Origin of the sequence: Vibrio sp. Isolate23, assembly GCF_022398095.1 — a bacterium.
Taxonomy (GTDB): Bacteria; Pseudomonadota; Gammaproteobacteria; order Enterobacterales; family Vibrionaceae; genus Vibrio; species Vibrio coralliilyticus_A.
Genome location: NZ_JAKEUV010000002.1, coordinates 181,861 through 196,932, shown reverse-complemented (window position 1 = coordinate 196,932; position 15,072 = coordinate 181,861). Strand labels below are relative to the sequence as shown.

Sequence of the window (15,072 nt, the reverse complement as noted above, 5' to 3'; positions counted from 1 at the left end):
TATATATTGCGGACTGAATAGTATGCTGAGAGATCACAGGCTCACAACTAGCGGCTAAAGATTTCCTTTTGATAGCCGACAATTATATTATCTTAAGATTAGATTTGTCTGGATGACCCTAGAATCACCAGAAATATAAGACTCTTCGGGGCTTTATCACTCGAAGTTATAGGAGAAAGTTAATGAGTGATTTTGAACAAAAGCGTAAATTTTATCGATTGAAGTACCCAAGAAGAGCAAGACCTTCAGTGCGTATTTCTAACGAACTGTTTCATGTCACCGAAGTGTCTGAGGGGGGTATCCGAGTGGTCAAAAATACCTTTACCAATTGGTATAAAGGGTTAGCAATGTCTGGGACGATTCATTTGCATAACAACAAGCAAGTGACCTTTGAGGGCAATGTGCTACGATTCGAACAAAATGAGGTAATTGTTAAGCTCAGAAAAGGTCCATCTTTTAAGAATATGGTTGAAGAGCAGCGCCATATTCGCCAGAAGTACCCAGCGTATTTCTCTCGTCCAACGACTGAAGTGGCTTAACGAGCTTCATCTCCTATAGCGAAGCAAATAGTGAAATCGCCGCATAAACTATGCGGCGGTTTTGTATCTGACATCTGGAAGAACAAAGAATGTAATAACAAAAGTGATCATACACACGATGACGCTCATTTATGTTTGTGACAAATGATAAGTGATTTTAAAATTCAATAAGTTACAAAAAGTAATAAAGAGATACTGCGCAGTCAAAATACGCACGCGCATTTTGTTTTACAGTTTTTCTAGCGTTTTCTGTATAGGAATCAGAGAGGTTCATCGAAAATCGGGTGTTTCAAACAGAGCTCGCGCAGTATACAAATGTTATGGTGCTCGGAGGTAATATGTTAATTCAAAACGTATCAGTGGATGACATCGATGCTGTGCTGAATCTTGTCTCTGCAGTTTCAGCTTTAGATATTCTTCCTTTGTTTGGTGAAGAAGGTAAGCAACAGTTTAACGAACGAATTGTNGTTATGGTGCTCGGAGGTAATATGTTAATTCAAAACGTATCAGTGGATGACATCGATGCTGTGCTGAATCTTGTCTCTGCAGTTTCAGCTTTAGATATTCTTCCTTTGTTTGGTGAAGAAGGTAAGCAACAGTTTAACGAACGAATTGTCCCAGATTTACATACCGTGTTTAGCGGCAAAAACTTTTTGGCCATTAAGGTGGTCTCAAATGATAATTTGCTAGGCTTTGCTGCGTTACGTGACGGTAACTATCTCACCCACCTTTTCGTGTCAAAAYAGGCTCAAGGCACGGGGTTAGGCCGTAAATTGCTTGAACACTTGTTGGCATCAAGCGATGCCAATGAAATAAGCTTGCGTTCATCAGTTAATGCAGTGGATTTTTACCATGGCCATGGCTTCCTTAAAATAGGTGATGAAGCGGAATTTAATGGGGTTCGTTTTGTCCCCATGTCGTTAGTACGCACATAACCAAGCGTTCAATTGGACAGTCAACGCTTGGCAGTTTTAGCTCACAGTTTGGCACTAGTGTTTATGTCACAATGGCTTAGGTTTGTGGTAGCGTTGCTGCCCATTAACGCGGCGTTATGCCACAGCTATCAAATATGGAGAAAAGGAAATGGATTTTAATTCACTACTATTATTTGTAGTCGCTTGTTTGGCTATCAATATGATACCGGGGCCAGACGTTATCTACATTGTTTCAAGCACAATGAAAGGTAAGCTGTTTACAGGGTTTAAAGCTGCAATGGGGCTTGGTGTTGGTTACTTTGTTCATACATTAGCTGCGTCTTTAGGTTTATCAGCAATCATCCTCAGCTCTGCGGTAGCTTTTAGTGCCGTAAAATGGCTAGGTGCCGCTTACCTAGTCTATTTGNTTACAGGGTTTAAAGCTGCAATGGGGCTTGGTGTTGGTTACTTTGTTCATACATTAGCTGCGTCTTTAGGTTTATCAGCAATCATCCTCAGCTCTGCGGTAGCTTTTAGTGCCGTAAAATGGCTAGGTGCCGCTTACCTAGTCTATTTGGGGGTTCAGTCGTTACTCTCTATGTGGCGTGGGGATAGCAAATTAGTGGTAAGTGAAAGCGTTGACAGCGACAAAAATGTATTTTTACAAGGTGTTATCGTTAGTGTTTTAAACCCTAAGGTAGCACTATTCTTCCTTTCATTCCTTCCTCAGTTTATTGATGCCTCAGCAGGTTCGGCTTCAGTGCAATTATTGGTGCTTGGTTTGCTATTCAGCGTATTAGCTACAGTGTGTAATGTTTTGTATGCATCAGTGGGTAGTTGGGTCTTTAGTCGCCCGAATTCTCAGCGTTATTCACGAACACTGGAGGGATTTTCGGGTGTTTTACTTATTGGTCTAGCAAGTAAAGTSGCAATCAGTGACCGCTAGTGGCATAACAAAGCATTTAAGAGCGATTCGCAACGCTTGGCAGTTTCGCTTCGCTCAAGTATAGCCAAGCGCCGCTCACACCTTAATGCGGCGTTATACAAAAAGGAGATATATACGTTAATGTTTGAATTATTAGTCCTAGTTGCTATCGGCTACATTATATGGAAACTCAAAGGAACGAGTGCACCGAAGTAACAGACCAAGTCTTACGAAAATACACCGAAGCGTAATAATAACCTTTCTGTAGATGTGTCAAGCGAGCCTAAAGTTAAGGTAGAACATAAAAAGCAAAGTCACTTGGCTACAGAAAATGAGAGAAAATTGTACTTTGCTCTGCAAAAAGCTCTGCCTTCAGACTATATAATTCATAGTCAAGTATCATTAATGGCCTTAGTAAAATCGGTTAATTTTAAAAACAATTCACGAACGTGGGCTAAACGGATGGACTTTGTTATTACTGACAAAGCAACAAAAGTGCTGGCTGTTATTGAGCTTGACGACTCAACACATAATTGGAAGAAAAGACAAGAACGTGATCAATACGTAAATGAAGCGCTAGAAGGGCATCATAAGTTGGTACGGTTTAGTACTAAACGTTTTTACGAGCCGTCTGAAATCGCACGGGTGTTGGAGCGCGAGACTGAAATTAAATGCAATAACTTCGAGGAAGTTTTTGTATAACAAAGCATTTAAGAGTGATTCCCAACGCTTGGCATTTTGGCTTCTACTTCAATTTTAGTGGTTACGGCACAATGGTTTAGCTAAGGTGCTAGCGTTGTTCACACCTTAATTTGGCGTTAAATTGCAGGAGAGTATCGTGATATTAGAAGAACTAGATAAATTTTTTAATAATCCTACGATGAAAGCGATTAGGAAACTACAAGATAATCCAGCTTTCCGTATGGCTGAACAGATTGAATGTTCTTTGCCCAAAGGTTTAATTGAGAACTTTAATGAGCCGGTATTTAAAGTCATGCGACAAGCAGGGCTTAATTTTAAGCATCTACAACAGCTTGAAAGTAACCCTGTATTCAATAGCAATCGAATTCTATTTGAACAAAACGAGTCTTTACAGCGAGCAATTTCAATTGCTAATAAATACTCAATTACTAGCTATGAACTTGCTGATGACAACGAGGATATTACTGAGGTCGTTGATAGTTTAGAACTTGACTATGCTATTGAACAAAGCGTTGAGAGGGCAGAGACCTTACCGAAAGGTCGTCTTAGCTTAGAGTTCTATATTGAACACTTAATTGCACTAATTATTGTTGTTCATACTACATATTCATCGTCACAGTTTGAGCAAGAATTACTAGCTCGAATTGATACTTTAGAAATGGCTCTCACATCTGTGGTAAACGAGATAGAGCGCGCTCCAATCGAACATCACTTTGTAGTCAAAACAAATCTAAATTTGCGTGTTGAACCTACAATAAGTTCAGATGTAATCGAAGTATTGCCTGCAAAATTAAAAGTCTCTGAGCTAAAGACACTGGGCTAGTGGGTTAATGTTGAGTATTTTGATCATCTATCTAATGAAATGGTACCTGGTTGGGTAGAGAGTTCATTTCTACTTCCAGTGATCGCGGAAGAATAGCAATTTAACAAAGCATTTAAGAGTGATTCTCAACACTTGGCACTTTTCATTCCATCGTTGAATACTTTAAAGTCAAAGGCAGATTTAATGATAATGGTATCGAATTTCATACTCCTTGGACGGGCGCAAAAAAAGAGCATTGGGATGACCTAATTTCGGCAAAGTTTAACACATCAATGTCCTGGTACGCTCTCCATATTAAATCTGGCAATAAAGTTCGCTTATCTTCTTACTTACTAGGTCATGGAGAGGTTTTAGAGCTACTCAAATCCAGAGGGTTTGACTTATAACAAACAATTTAAGAGGGATTCCCAACGCTTGGCATTTTTGCTTCTACTTCAACTTTGGTGACTACGGTACAATGCTTTAGGCTGGGTGGTAGCGCCGCTTACACCTTAACGCGGCGTTATACGCTTGTCAGGACAATCAACAAGAAGTAAGGAAATGAATCAGCATGAAAAACTTAATTATGTTGAGTTTGGCGCAAAAGACTTGGAGTCGACAAAATCATTCTTCTCTTCAGTTTTCGGTTGGGAGTTTGTCGACTATGGACCTGAATATACAGCTTTTTCAAATCAGGGATTAGACGGTGGTTTCTTCAAAGCTGATTGCTGCAACCAAACTAATACCGGTGGAGCACTTTTAGAATTCTATAGCTCCGACATTGAAGGCACTCTAAAGAAAATCGCTAAAAGTGGTGGTAAAATCATTCGCCCTATATTCGAATCTCCTGGCGGTTGCCGTTTTCATTTTCTAGAACCAAGTGGTAATGAGTTCGCAGTTTGGTCGGAAGCCCGCGTATAACAAACAATTCAGAGCGATTCGCAACGCATGGCATTTTTAGTTCAAATCAGCTTAAGCGTTTACAGCACAATGTTTTTAGGTTAGGTGTTCTCGTTGTTCACCACTTAATGCGGCGTTAGGTGGTAGGAGTTTAACACCAACTTTGAGAAGATGAGCTTTGATGATGTGTCTATCAAAGATGTTTCCAGAGTTGACTCCTAGGTTACCATGGTTCTCAGTGGTATGTTCATCAGCAAACAGCACCCACGTACAAATGGAAGCGACCTAATTGTTCAAAATGGGGGAGATGACTCTATATAACGTGTCTGATGAAAAAAGCCTCACTTGGTTAAATAACATTGCACCTGTCGCCCACGAAACACCAGAGTGCCCGATTGATGAAATTATGAACGCGAAGTTTGATGGCAGTCGATTCCACTTTGAAGGTTTTAAGGAATCGATGCCTTGGCTTGAGTGGTTTATTCAGGCAACAAGTTTCAATTTGGTAGCTTTGGATGTCGTGGAAACGACCAGCTAACAAGATGAGAACCACGATCATTGGCGTGACCTAGCCCCTAAGGCGATATAAATAGGTGTTTATTGAAACTCAAAGCTGCTTTCTAATAGAGAACTGACGCCTCAGCAATTTAGGCATTTTTGCCTCAACAATCTCCATGTGTCGTGGTATTGGAATCTTGCAGTGGCCAATTTTAGTTGGCCACTGCATAGAGATAAGCAGTAAATCTATAGATCAACCGCTACTGGGTAAATATAGGCAGCTGCTCCTCAGTCAATAAGCTGTCTTTAGCAAAATCGCTATACTTAGTTACTTGGCTAACATTCCAATTGCCAATATCTTGGTTAAAAGCTTTCGCCTTAAAAAACATATAAGACATGTCAATCACATTAGAGGTATCCCAATCACCGATATCTTGGTTAAAAGCGTAAGTATCACTAAACATCCATCTCATTTTTCTCACATTAGAGGTATCCCACTGCCCGATATCTTGATTAAAAGCTTTCGTCTCAGCAAACATAGCACCCATAGCAGTCACATTAGAGGTATCCCAATGACCGATATCTTGGTTAAAAGCGGAAGCATCTTTAAACATAGTAGCCATATCAGTCACATTAGAGGTATCCCAATGCCCGATATCTTGGTTAAAAGCTTTAGCATGACCAAACATAGAATTCATATGAGTCACATTAGAGGTATCCCAGTGCCCGATATCTTGATTAAAAGCTTCAGTAAGTTCAAACATCGAATACATAATAGTCACATTAGAGGTATCCCAGTGCCCGATATCTTGGTTAAAAGCGTCAGCACTCCTAAACATCGCACTCATATGAATCACATTCGAGGTATCCCAGTGCCCGATATCTTGGTTAAAGGCTACCGCCTCTAAAAACATCCCATGCATAGTAGTCACATTAGAGGTGTCCCAATGACCGATATCTTGATTAAAAGCTTCAGCATTCCAAAACATTTGAGACATAATAGTCACATTAGAGGTATCCCAATAACCGATATCTTGATTAAAAGTTTTCGCTCCCTTAAACATCGCTCTCATAGTAGTCACATTAGACGTATCCCAATCGCTGATATCGGCATTAAAGGCGGTTCTTTCAAAGAACACATTAGACATATTAGTGACCTGAGTGGTACAAAAGCCAATATGACCTTGCTCTAGGTTATCGAGCATAATTGGGTTTTTAATCAAAGTGTTGTCGACCACCACATACACCTTGCCGTTTTCGAGTATCACGGAATTGACGGGCTGATCTGGGCATTTGACTGAAATATCGATGGCATAAGCCTGCTGGCTGACGAGCGCCGCCGCCCCAACAAGCAGTGAAAGAAGATTCTTTTTCATGGTTATTTCCTAGGTTGAATCGACATTATTAAGAGAAATTAGTGCGAAAATAGCGGCAGGTAATAATTAGGTAGGCCACTTTGCAGGGCGAAGTCTTTATGGCGAGTGACCTTTTCCACCGACCAATTGGATAAATCTTGCTTAAAGCGCTTCGCCCCTTTAAACATACGATCCATATTGGTCACGCGGCGCGTGTCCCATTGACTGATGTCGTAATTAAAATAGGGTGATTGAGCAAATAAATCGCTCATATCAGTGACATGACTTGTACACAGCTCTATCTTGCCGTTGATAAAGTTTTGCCAGTAATCTTGTTGGCGCAATAGCGCATTATCGACCACCACATATAAACGCTCATCGATAATCACCACACTACCGGGAGGGTTAGCATCACAACGAATTGTATGATTTTCTTCGGCAAAACTGGCTGTACTACCCAAAGCCATGCAGGCTAAAATAACAGACGTTATTTTCATGATTAATATATTATTTATTATGATTAATTCTAATATTATATTTGCTTAACTAATTAAAGTTAAAACTATTTTTTATCTTGATGCATTCAAAATACAATAACGTTATTAACGTCACATATAGAATTCGATTTAGTGTTATTTAAGTTATTTATGGGTTATTAAATTTGATATCTTAATGACAAGCTATATTGACTTTCTAAAAGTTTACATTAATCGAACACCTTATTAATTCGGTGTTATGTGCATGAGGGAGTTTGTGGCTATTAATAAGCATGAAATACTAAGGCAGGCCGCTAAGCTCAGGTAGTTAATTCAGTCTTGTGACCCAGAGCAGGCAGATTTAGTAACGGCTGATTTTCCTGCAATGAATTGCAAACTGACGTCAATGATCCTTGTCTATCATTTCCTCAAACTCTATCCAGATCTTGAAATTAAAAGTATTAGAGGTGTTCGACCTGAAAATAGGCTTATCACGCATTATTGGATAGAGATTAACGGTATCGCTGTAGATATTACGGAGACTAATACAATTTAATCGATGACAATGAATTAGACGACTTTCTTATTGCTCTTAGGCCATATTCACCTATTCATGTAGCCAAAACTGAAGATAGATTTTTATATGATGTTTTTGAAAAGTCGTATGTTGATACCTTTGCTTCTGGTCTTCCGGACAAAAAGAGTCTTTCATTGAACGTTTAGAACTCTCGTACGGTCAACTGACATCTAACGAAAAATGCACATAACAAGGGGTTTAAGAGTGATTCGCAACGCGTGGCATTTTCACTATGCGTTGGTTTAAGTGATTAAGGTGGTATGCGGCAGAATCGGTATTGCGTTGCTCACACCTTAATGCGGCGTTATAAGGCTTTGTGCTTTTGTACTCTAATTCTAAAGTTTTCCACCTGACCTTTTATCTAGCTAGCCAAATCTCGTTGTTGTGGTCTTGGTTTGTGTGGTGAAATCGATGGTTACTACTGGGCACCTTGCCAAGTTTAGCGGTTCACAATTGCTGGCATAGTTTCACTGTGGCGTAGCGGTCAATATTTATCACCGCTCTATCAATGTGTCTTAACTTCTGTACGTACTCGGCTCGAGGGCTCAGCGATGAACGCGGTGTTCTATGCTTCACAAAACTCTCCCAACCACTGTGCGCTGGTTAAAAATCGGTGGCAGAATAAGCACTTATAACAAGGCGTTCAAGTGGATGTCTAAACGCGCGCTGGACTCGTTTGCTCAAGCATCGCGCACGTCTAGTCACCACTTAACTTAGCGTAGCTTTTAAGGTTTTTTAGTATTAATAAAGGGGTAATAATATGAAGAAAATAGCGTTTATCTTTGCTTTATCGATCTTTATATTTGGGTGTAGCGGGCTTGGTCAAAGTGAAGAAACGGCTTCTAGTAGCTTAGTTGACTTCCTCTACCCCAATACTAAAGATTATCAAGAACACCAGCCGACAATTCCTCATTTGGTTTTACCAGTTAACGTTGGTATCGCCTTTGTACCTAGCTCAAAATACGGCAAGTTGGATTTGTCTAGTAAGCGAAAGCATGAAATTTTGTCAAAAGTAAAAAATGAATTTATAGGGCTCGACTACGTAAATAGAATAGAAATTATATCCGACACCTACCTAAGAAGTGGCGGTGGTTTTGATAATTTAAAGCAAATTTCTAGGTTGTATGATGTACAAGTTATGGCGCTAGTTTCGTATGACCAAGTGGCGCGTAGTAGTCAAAACAACGCTGCTCTACTTTATTGGACCATCGTTGGTATGTACTTAATCCCCGGAGACCAAAATACAACTCAAACTTTTGTAGATACTGCGGTCTTCGATATTAATAGCAGCAAGTTGCTATTCAGAGCTCCTGGCTTGAGTAATGTTGGGTCTGTGTCCACGGCCGTCGGCATTGAGGAGACCTTCTACGAAAACTCTGAAAAAGGTTTTGACTTGGCTGTTACAGACATGGTGAACAATCTTGGTTCGGAGCTCGATTTGTTCAAAACCCGTATCAAAGAAGAAAAGGTAGCTAATGTTAGCTACGGCAGTGGTTATAGCGGCGGTAGTATCTATTGGTTTGTTTTAGTTGTTCTGGCATCACTTTCACTGTTTCGAAAGAAAGCTAACAAAGCGTTCAAGACGGACTCACAACGCTAAGCACTTTTAGTTGCAGATTGAAGTGCAGTGTTTTCGACGGTTTTCTAGAGCATAGTGGGGGCGTTGTTCACCACTTAATGAGGCGTTAGGTTGCCAATGGACATTTGCAACCTGATGTTTATTTTATTCAGTCATGGATCGTTTTATGAGGTGGAAATGAGTCAAACTATGAAATTGGATCTAGACATTGGTAATCGACATGCTGTCATCCAACGTCGTTATGAGGCCTTGGGAGCAATCATGATTTGCTAATAGCGATTTGGTTTTAGTTGGTAGTCTTTTCTTTTTGAATGAGCCTCTTGTTGAAAGTGGTAATTGGATGTTTGTTATAGGTGGTTGATTTCTCTGCCAATAGACACCCAGTATAGTTGAAAAGATGTCTATAATCATACACCTAATGTGACCCCGAGTCTTGCTGGAGCAGATCACTCAGGCGATGTAAAGTATCCACACTACTTTTAATGAGTTCTGAACTTTGTCCCGATATGTAAGCGGTTGTAATAGCGCCTTCTTTTAGCAAACAAATCGCGTTTAGTAACTCCTCTGAGTTTTCACTAAGTTTGTACTGAATCAATTGACGGACTTGTTCTTTGTGAAAGCGGCAATAGCTCGATATTTCACTGTCAGTATTGCGAAACTCCGCAGAGGTATTAATAAAGAAGCATCCATTAAAGTCGCCTAATTCAGGCTCTTTACTATTAAACCAATTCTCTAAAGAAGAAAACAATGCTTCAATCAGCTCAACATTGGTTGTGGCGTGTTCGAGTTTAGATTCCAACCAATACATAAAAGTTTGGTGCCTTCTTTCTAAAGCCTTAAGTATTAAGTCCTCTTTACTATTGAAGTGGCTGTACAGTGTTTTTTTCGCTACCCCAGAAACGTTGATGACTTCATTTATTCCAATGGAGTTAATGCCATGTCGATAAAACAATTCTAGTGCTGTACTTAGCAATAAATCTCGCTTCTTGCTCATAAAAGGTACCTCAAAAATCGTGTTTTCTATATTGACGCAGGTAGAACAAATTGTCTACCCTAGATAGGTAGACAGAGTGGTCTACTTTTGCAATGGAGAGGTTTATATGAATCATTATTTGTCTGCGTTGATATCGGGGGTTGGAGCATCACTTGCTATTGGCTTTCTTTTGGTGCTGGAGAGTAATATAGAAAATGTGATGTTGGTAATTGCTCCATTTGGCGCTACAGCCGTTCTGGTTTTTGGTTTACCGCAGAGTCCGCTTGCCCAACCGAAAAATGTTATTATGGGTCACTTAATCACTGCGATCATTGGGGTGATTTTTTCTCAGTATATGGATGTAAATCCAATGAACTTAGCTATCGCCACTGGGCTGGGAATTACATGCATGCTGGTCTCTAAAACGACGCATCCACCAGCTGGAGCGAACCCTATCTTAATCATGCTGGCTGGTTATGGGTGGTCGTTTTTAATTACGCCTGTTTTGGTTGGATCTATCGCTATCGTGTTTATGAGCAAAACTCTTCAAAAAATCCAGTCATACGGCTTTAACACGGAGCGTTAACAAAGTAATCAAGTCACGTGATAGTGCCGCAGTGGCGTTGATGAAACATCTTTTAGTGAAGAGCTTTGTCATCGCCAAATATTGTTTTGCTTTGCCCCTTAGGAGCTCTATACCAAACACTAGATTGTGAGTGAAAAGTTGCAGGCACACGCTCTTTTGTAAATAAAATGTTACTTTTGTTTTTATCTAATTGTTTGTTTGTAATGGTGTTTTTTTTGTTTTTCTGTCTTGTTACGCTTTGTTTACAAAATCATGCGTTTGACTTTTAAAATCGATTTAGAGTGAGCTTATTCCCTTAGTGGTCAAGTTGGTTCAAGTTAATTAGGAAAGGACGTAACTAATCACTGAGGGAAAAACAATGACTCAAGCATATAACCCACTTGGAACTGATGGATTTGAATTTGTCGAGTACACCGCTGCGACAGATGAAGGGATCGGGCAGTTGAAGGATTTGTTTGTTTCTCTAGGGTTCGCGGAAATTGCCAAACATCGCTCAAAAGAAGCGTGGCTATACCGCCAGGGAGACATCAGCTTTATTGTCAATGCACAGCCCCATAGCCAAGCGGAAGCGTTTGCTAAGGTACATGGTCCATCTGTGTGTGGTATGGCATTCCGTGTGGCAGATGCTGCCAAAGCCATGGCTCATGCATTAGAGAATGGTGCAGAAGAATACAAGACGCAAATTGGTCCAATGGAGCTTAGCATACCAGCGGTTTATGGTATTGGTGAAAGCTTGCTTTATTTTGTCGATCGTTATGGTAAGCAGAGTATCTATGATGTCGACTTTAATTTCTATGATGATGCTGAAGCGCGTTTGAAGAAAGCGGATGTTGGCATGTACGAAATTGACCATCTGACGCATAACGTTAAGCAAGGTAACATGGACACATGGGCCGGCTTCTATGAGCGTATCGGTAATTTCCGTGAAATCCGCTATTTCGACATCGAAGGTAAGTTGACTGGTCTAGTCAGCCGAGCGATGACGGCTCCGTGTGGAAAGATCCGAATCCCAATTAACGAGTCCTCTGACGACAAATCACAAATTGAAGAATTTATCCGAGAATACAATGGCGAAGGTATTCAGCACATTGCGATGACAACGGATGATATCTACCAAACCGTACAAACGCTGCGCGACCGTGGTATGGACTTTATGCCAACACCGGACACTTACTACGAAAAAATCGATTCTAGAGTTGAAGGCCACACGGAAGATGTTGAAAAACTAAAAGATCTGCAGATCTTGATCGATGGTGCGCCGATGAAAGATGGTATTTTGCTGCAAATCTTTACTCAAACGGTCATTGGTCCAGTTTTCTTTGAAATCATTCAGCGTAAAGGTAATGAAGGTTTCGGTGAAGGTAACTTCAAAGCGTTGTTTGAATCGATTGAAGAAGATCAGATCCGCCGAGGAGTACTGAGCGATGCATAAATGGATTACATTCCCTCACCGGGAGGGAGTGTGCTCCAAACAGGCACATGCTGACTTTCCGGAAGAGGCAATTTATGAGCGCGAAGCAGGTCGAAGTGGATTCTTCGGCCCTGCAGCTCATTTCCATCACCAGCACGCACCAACAGGCTGGACGGAGTGGGAAGGGGAGTTAAGGCCTCGCGCGTTTAATTTTAATCTGGTTGAGAAAGCGGCACAGGTTTCACCATGGGCAGTGCCGAATCTTCTGCATAACAATGACTGTAAAATTCGTATCTGGCGTATGGATGACAAGATGGACTTTCTTGTGCGCAACGCCGATGGAGATGAACTTCTGTTTATCCATCAGGGCAAAGCTGATCTGTATTGCGATTACGGTCATCTAGAAGTTGGCGAAGGGGATTATGTGATGATTCCCCGTTCGACCAACTGGCGCCTAGAGCCTTCTGAACCAATGTTCATTCTGATGATCGAGAATACCGATGCCGCTTATTCATTGCCTGAAAAAGGTATGGTTGGTAATCATGCGGTGTTTGATCCTGCCGTGTTGGAAATTCCTTCAATTGATGATCATTTCAAAGCACAATATTCGGAGAAGCAAACTCAAGTGCAGGTGAAAAGGCACGAGCAAGTAAGCGTGATCACTTATCCGTTTAACCCGCTTGATGCTATTGGCTGGCACGGTGATCTCTCTGTTGTGAAGCTTAATTGGCGTGATATTCGTCCGTTAATGTCTCACCGCTATCATTTACCGCCGTCAGCGCATACGACATTTGTCGGTGCCGGGTTTGTTATTTGTACTTTTGTACCAAGGCCAATTGAAAGTGACCCTGGAGCACTTAAAGTGCCTTTCTATCACAACAACGATGACTACGATGAAGTGCTTTTCTACCATGCCGGTGACTTTTTCAGCAGGGATAACATCGAAGCAGGCATGGTGACATTTCACCCTGCTGGATTTACGCATGGCCCTCATCCTAAAGCATTCAAAGCGGGACAGGAGTATAAGAAAAAATTTACCGACGAAGTTGCTGTGATGATCGATACCCGACATGCGTTAAAGTTCAGCGATGAAGCGCATGCTGTAGAGAACCCAGAATATGTTTATAGCTGGAAAACACATCCAGAAAAATAAAAGGGAACAATGATGAAGTTAGCTACCCTGAAAAACGATACTCGAGATGGTCAGTTGGTTGTTGTCAGCAAAGACCTGACGAAATGTGTGGCTGTTGCAGACATTGCTGCGACTTTGCAGTCTGTGCTCGATCAGTGGTCAAAAGTAGAACCTCAACTTACCGAAGTTTACCAAGCCTTGAATGAAGGCACGCTGGTTGCTGAAATGCCTTTCGAACAGAGCCTGTGCGAGTCTCCTTTACCGCGTGCTTATCAGTGGGCTGATGGCAGTGCGTATGTCAATCATGTTGAGCTGGTGCGTAAGGCTCGTGGTGCCGAAATGCCACCGAGTTTCTGGACTGACCCACTTATGTATCAAGGAGGTTCTGATGCGTTTATCGGTCCTAGAGATGATATTCCTGTAGGCAGTGAAGAGTGGGGGATTGATTTTGAAGGTGAGGTGGCTGTGATCACCGATGATGTCCCTATGGGGGTGACTGCGGAAGAAGCAGCGAAGTCGATCCGCTTACTGATGTTGGTGAATGATGTTTCATTGCGTGGGCTGATCCCTAATGAGTTGGCAAAAGGTTTCGGTTTCTTTCAGTCAAAACCTTCCTCTGTCTTCTCTCCAGTTGCTGTAACGCCAGATGAATTAGGTGATGCATGGGATGGGGGGAAAGTCACTTTACCTCTGTTGTCGTTCTATAACGACGAAGCATTCGGTTGCCCCAATGCAGGGGTTGATATGACATTTGAATTCCCTGACCTAATAGCTCATGCTGCAAAAACTCGTCCGTTATCAGCAGGGGCTATCATAGGCTCAGGAACCGTCTCCAATAAGCAAGGTACAGAATATGGTACTTCTATTGAAGAGGGAGGAGTAGGTTATTCGTGTATTGCAGAAGTTCGTATGATCGAGACGATTCGGGATGGTAAACCTTCGACTGGCTTTATGAAGTTCGGTGACCGAATCAAAATGGAAATGAAGGATGTCTCTGGCGCTTCCATCTTTGGTTCGATAGATCAAAAAGTGGTGAAGTACTGATGTCTGATTTGACATTGTATGGGTACTGGCGTTCATCAGCAGTTTATAGAGTTAGAATCGCTCTGAATCTCAAGCAGTTGCCGTACATACAGAAGTCTATTCACTTGGTGAACAATGGCGGAGAGCAACACTCCGCCCAATTTCAAGCCCTGAATGCCAGCGAACTGGTCCCAGTGCTGATTGATGGTGATGTTAGATTGAATCAATCACTAGCTATTATTGATTACCTTGATGAGCAGTACCCTAGTTACCTTCTGACGCCACTGGATAAGCAGAAACGCTATATCGTGAAAGCGTTGGCGCAGGATATTGCTGTAGATATCCATCCTATCAATAACTTGCGTGTACTGCAGTACCTAAGTAAAGAGCTGTCGGTTGTAGAGGAACAAAAGTCTCAATGGTATCGTCACTGGATCGATGTGGGCTTTCATAGTTTGGAAAAGAAACTGGCGCAAACACATGGTGCTTATTGTGTTGGTGATGATATCAGTCTAGTCGATGTTTGTTTGGTTCCACAGGTTTATAATGCAGAACGATTCAGTGTGGATTTGAGCCGTTATCCTCTTATTCATAAAGTGACAATGTCACTAAGGGAGCATCCAGCCTTTATTTCCGCAGCGCCGGAACATCAACCCGATGCAGCGACGAGCTAAATAATT

15 protein-coding genes and 3 pseudogenes are annotated in these 15,072 nt (G+C 41.4%); 15 read left to right on the top strand and 3 right to left on the bottom strand.

Annotated features, from left to right (window positions below; translation table 11 throughout):
- The first annotated feature begins 182 nt into the window (after positions 1 to 182).
- The 8 genes and pseudogenes from L1D31_RS07970 to L1D31_RS07935 all read left to right on the top strand — a co-directional run bounded on the left by L1D31_RS07970 (position 183) and on the right by L1D31_RS07935 (position 5,320).
- Positions 183 to 539 carry a PilZ domain-containing protein gene (locus tag L1D31_RS07970; RefSeq protein WP_239836555.1) on the top strand — a complete coding sequence of 119 codons (357 nt, stop codon included), beginning with the start codon at positions 183 to 185 and terminating at the stop codon, positions 537 to 539.
- 488 nt (positions 540 to 1,027) lie between these two features.
- Positions 1,028 to 1,474, top strand: a complete 447-nt coding sequence (locus tag L1D31_RS07965; RefSeq protein WP_239836900.1) for a GNAT family N-acetyltransferase — start codon at positions 1,028 to 1,030, stop codon at positions 1,472 to 1,474.
- A 148-nt stretch (positions 1,475 to 1,622) separates the two neighbouring features.
- A pseudogene (locus L1D31_RS22575) lies at positions 1,623 to 1,868 on the top strand (LysE family transporter); the annotation flags it as partial.
- A gap of 15 nt (positions 1,869 to 1,883) precedes the next feature.
- Positions 1,884 to 2,399: pseudogene (locus L1D31_RS07955) on the top strand (LysE family translocator); the annotation flags it as partial.
- Between the two features lie 297 nt (positions 2,400 to 2,696).
- The gene (locus tag L1D31_RS07950; protein WP_239836554.1) at positions 2,697 to 3,080 is read left to right on the top strand and encodes a DUF2726 domain-containing protein; all 384 of its coding nucleotides are present in this window, start codon (positions 2,697 to 2,699) and stop codon (positions 3,078 to 3,080) included.
- Positions 3,081 to 3,216: 136 nt separating this feature from the next.
- Positions 3,217 to 3,903, top strand: a complete 687-nt coding sequence (locus L1D31_RS07945; RefSeq protein ID WP_239836553.1) for a hypothetical protein — start codon at positions 3,217 to 3,219, stop codon at positions 3,901 to 3,903.
- Positions 3,904 to 4,443: 540 nt separating this feature from the next.
- Positions 4,444 to 4,803 carry a VOC family protein gene (locus L1D31_RS07940; RefSeq protein ID WP_239836552.1) on the top strand — a complete coding sequence of 120 codons (360 nt, stop codon included), beginning with the start codon at positions 4,444 to 4,446 and terminating at the stop codon, positions 4,801 to 4,803.
- 286 nt (positions 4,804 to 5,089) lie between these two features.
- On the top strand, positions 5,090 to 5,320 hold the full coding sequence (locus L1D31_RS07935) for a hypothetical protein (protein WP_239836551.1): 231 nt from the start codon (positions 5,090 to 5,092) through the stop codon (positions 5,318 to 5,320).
- Between the two features lie 220 nt (positions 5,321 to 5,540).
- On the opposite strand, the gene L1D31_RS07930 is transcribed toward L1D31_RS07935, so the two are convergent.
- Positions 5,541 to 6,656 (bottom strand): BspA family leucine-rich repeat surface protein, encoded by a 1,116-nt coding sequence (locus tag L1D31_RS07930; protein ID WP_239836550.1) that lies wholly within the window; start codon positions 6,654 to 6,656, stop codon positions 5,541 to 5,543.
- Between the two features lie 38 nt (positions 6,657 to 6,694).
- Positions 6,695 to 7,132 (bottom strand): DUF285 domain-containing protein, encoded by a 438-nt coding sequence (locus L1D31_RS07925; protein WP_239836549.1) that lies wholly within the window; start codon positions 7,130 to 7,132, stop codon positions 6,695 to 6,697.
- Between the two features lie 1,316 nt (positions 7,133 to 8,448).
- Here L1D31_RS07925 and rhlP point away from each other — a divergent pair.
- Together rhlP and L1D31_RS22660 are read left to right on the top strand one after the other, a co-directional pair.
- Complete coding sequence (gene rhlP / locus L1D31_RS07915; protein WP_239836548.1) at positions 8,449 to 9,288, top strand: rhombotarget lipoprotein; 840 nt, start codon at positions 8,449 to 8,451, stop codon at positions 9,286 to 9,288.
- 156 nt (positions 9,289 to 9,444) lie between these two features.
- Positions 9,445 to 9,622: pseudogene (locus L1D31_RS22660) on the top strand (YrhK family protein); the annotation flags it as partial.
- 60 nt (positions 9,623 to 9,682) lie between these two features.
- On the opposite strand, the gene L1D31_RS07910 reads toward L1D31_RS22660, so the two are convergent.
- Positions 9,683 to 10,261, bottom strand: coding sequence for a TetR/AcrR family transcriptional regulator (locus tag L1D31_RS07910; protein WP_239836547.1), 579 nt, complete (start codon positions 10,259 to 10,261; stop codon positions 9,683 to 9,685).
- A 106-nt stretch (positions 10,262 to 10,367) separates the two neighbouring features.
- Here L1D31_RS07910 and L1D31_RS07905 point away from each other — a divergent pair, with 106 nt between their 5' ends.
- The 5 genes from L1D31_RS07905 to maiA all read left to right on the top strand — a co-directional run bounded on the left by L1D31_RS07905 (position 10,368) and on the right by maiA (position 15,066).
- Positions 10,368 to 10,826 carry an HPP family protein gene (locus L1D31_RS07905; protein ID WP_239836546.1) on the top strand — a complete coding sequence of 153 codons (459 nt, stop codon included), beginning with the start codon at positions 10,368 to 10,370 and terminating at the stop codon, positions 10,824 to 10,826.
- A 358-nt stretch (positions 10,827 to 11,184) separates the two neighbouring features.
- The gene (gene hppD, locus L1D31_RS07900; protein WP_239836545.1) at positions 11,185 to 12,258 is read left to right on the top strand and encodes a 4-hydroxyphenylpyruvate dioxygenase; all 1,074 of its coding nucleotides are present in this window, start codon (positions 11,185 to 11,187) and stop codon (positions 12,256 to 12,258) included.
- Entirely contained in the window at positions 12,251 to 13,390 is a 1,140-nt protein-coding gene (locus L1D31_RS07895) for a homogentisate 1,2-dioxygenase (RefSeq protein WP_239836544.1), read from the top strand. The genes hppD and L1D31_RS07895 overlap by 8 nt, the downstream gene beginning before the upstream one ends.
- A gap of 12 nt (positions 13,391 to 13,402) precedes the next feature.
- The gene (locus tag L1D31_RS07890; RefSeq protein WP_239836899.1) at positions 13,403 to 14,413 is read left to right on the top strand and encodes a fumarylacetoacetate hydrolase family protein; all 1,011 of its coding nucleotides are present in this window, start codon (positions 13,403 to 13,405) and stop codon (positions 14,411 to 14,413) included.
- On the top strand, positions 14,413 to 15,066 hold the full coding sequence (gene maiA / locus L1D31_RS07885) for a maleylacetoacetate isomerase (RefSeq protein WP_239836543.1): 654 nt from the start codon (positions 14,413 to 14,415) through the stop codon (positions 15,064 to 15,066). The genes L1D31_RS07890 and maiA overlap by 1 nt, the downstream gene beginning before the upstream one ends.
- Positions 15,067 to 15,072 lie beyond the last annotated feature (6 nt).

Excerpts from the sequence above, each read along its gene's own strand:
- L1D31_RS07970 (WP_239836555.1), top strand. The coding sequence starts at position 183 with ATGAGTGATTTTGAACAAAAGCGTAAATTTTATCGATTGAAGTACCCA.
- L1D31_RS07940 (WP_239836552.1), top strand. The coding sequence starts at position 4,444 with ATGAATCAGCATGAAAAACTTAATTATGTTGAGTTTGGCGCAAAAGAC.
- L1D31_RS07935 (WP_239836551.1), top strand. The coding sequence starts at position 5,090 with ATGACTCTATATAACGTGTCTGATGAAAAAAGCCTCACTTGGTTAAAT.
- L1D31_RS07930 (WP_239836550.1), bottom strand. The coding sequence starts at position 6,656 with ATGAAAAAGAATCTTCTTTCACTGCTTGTTGGGGCGGCGGCGCTCGTC.
- L1D31_RS07925 (WP_239836549.1), bottom strand. The coding sequence starts at position 7,132 with ATGAAAATAACGTCTGTTATTTTAGCCTGCATGGCTTTGGGTAGTACA.
- rhlP (WP_239836548.1), top strand. The coding sequence starts at position 8,449 with ATGAAGAAAATAGCGTTTATCTTTGCTTTATCGATCTTTATATTTGGG.
- L1D31_RS07910 (WP_239836547.1), bottom strand. The coding sequence starts at position 10,261 with ATGAGCAAGAAGCGAGATTTATTGCTAAGTACAGCACTAGAATTGTTT.
- L1D31_RS07905 (WP_239836546.1), top strand. The coding sequence starts at position 10,368 with ATGAATCATTATTTGTCTGCGTTGATATCGGGGGTTGGAGCATCACTT.
- hppD (WP_239836545.1), top strand. The coding sequence starts at position 11,185 with ATGACTCAAGCATATAACCCACTTGGAACTGATGGATTTGAATTTGTC.
- L1D31_RS07895 (WP_239836544.1), top strand. The coding sequence starts at position 12,251 with ATGCATAAATGGATTACATTCCCTCACCGGGAGGGAGTGTGCTCCAAA.
- L1D31_RS07890 (WP_239836899.1), top strand. The coding sequence starts at position 13,403 with ATGAAGTTAGCTACCCTGAAAAACGATACTCGAGATGGTCAGTTGGTT.
- maiA (WP_239836543.1), top strand. The coding sequence starts at position 14,413 with ATGTCTGATTTGACATTGTATGGGTACTGGCGTTCATCAGCAGTTTAT.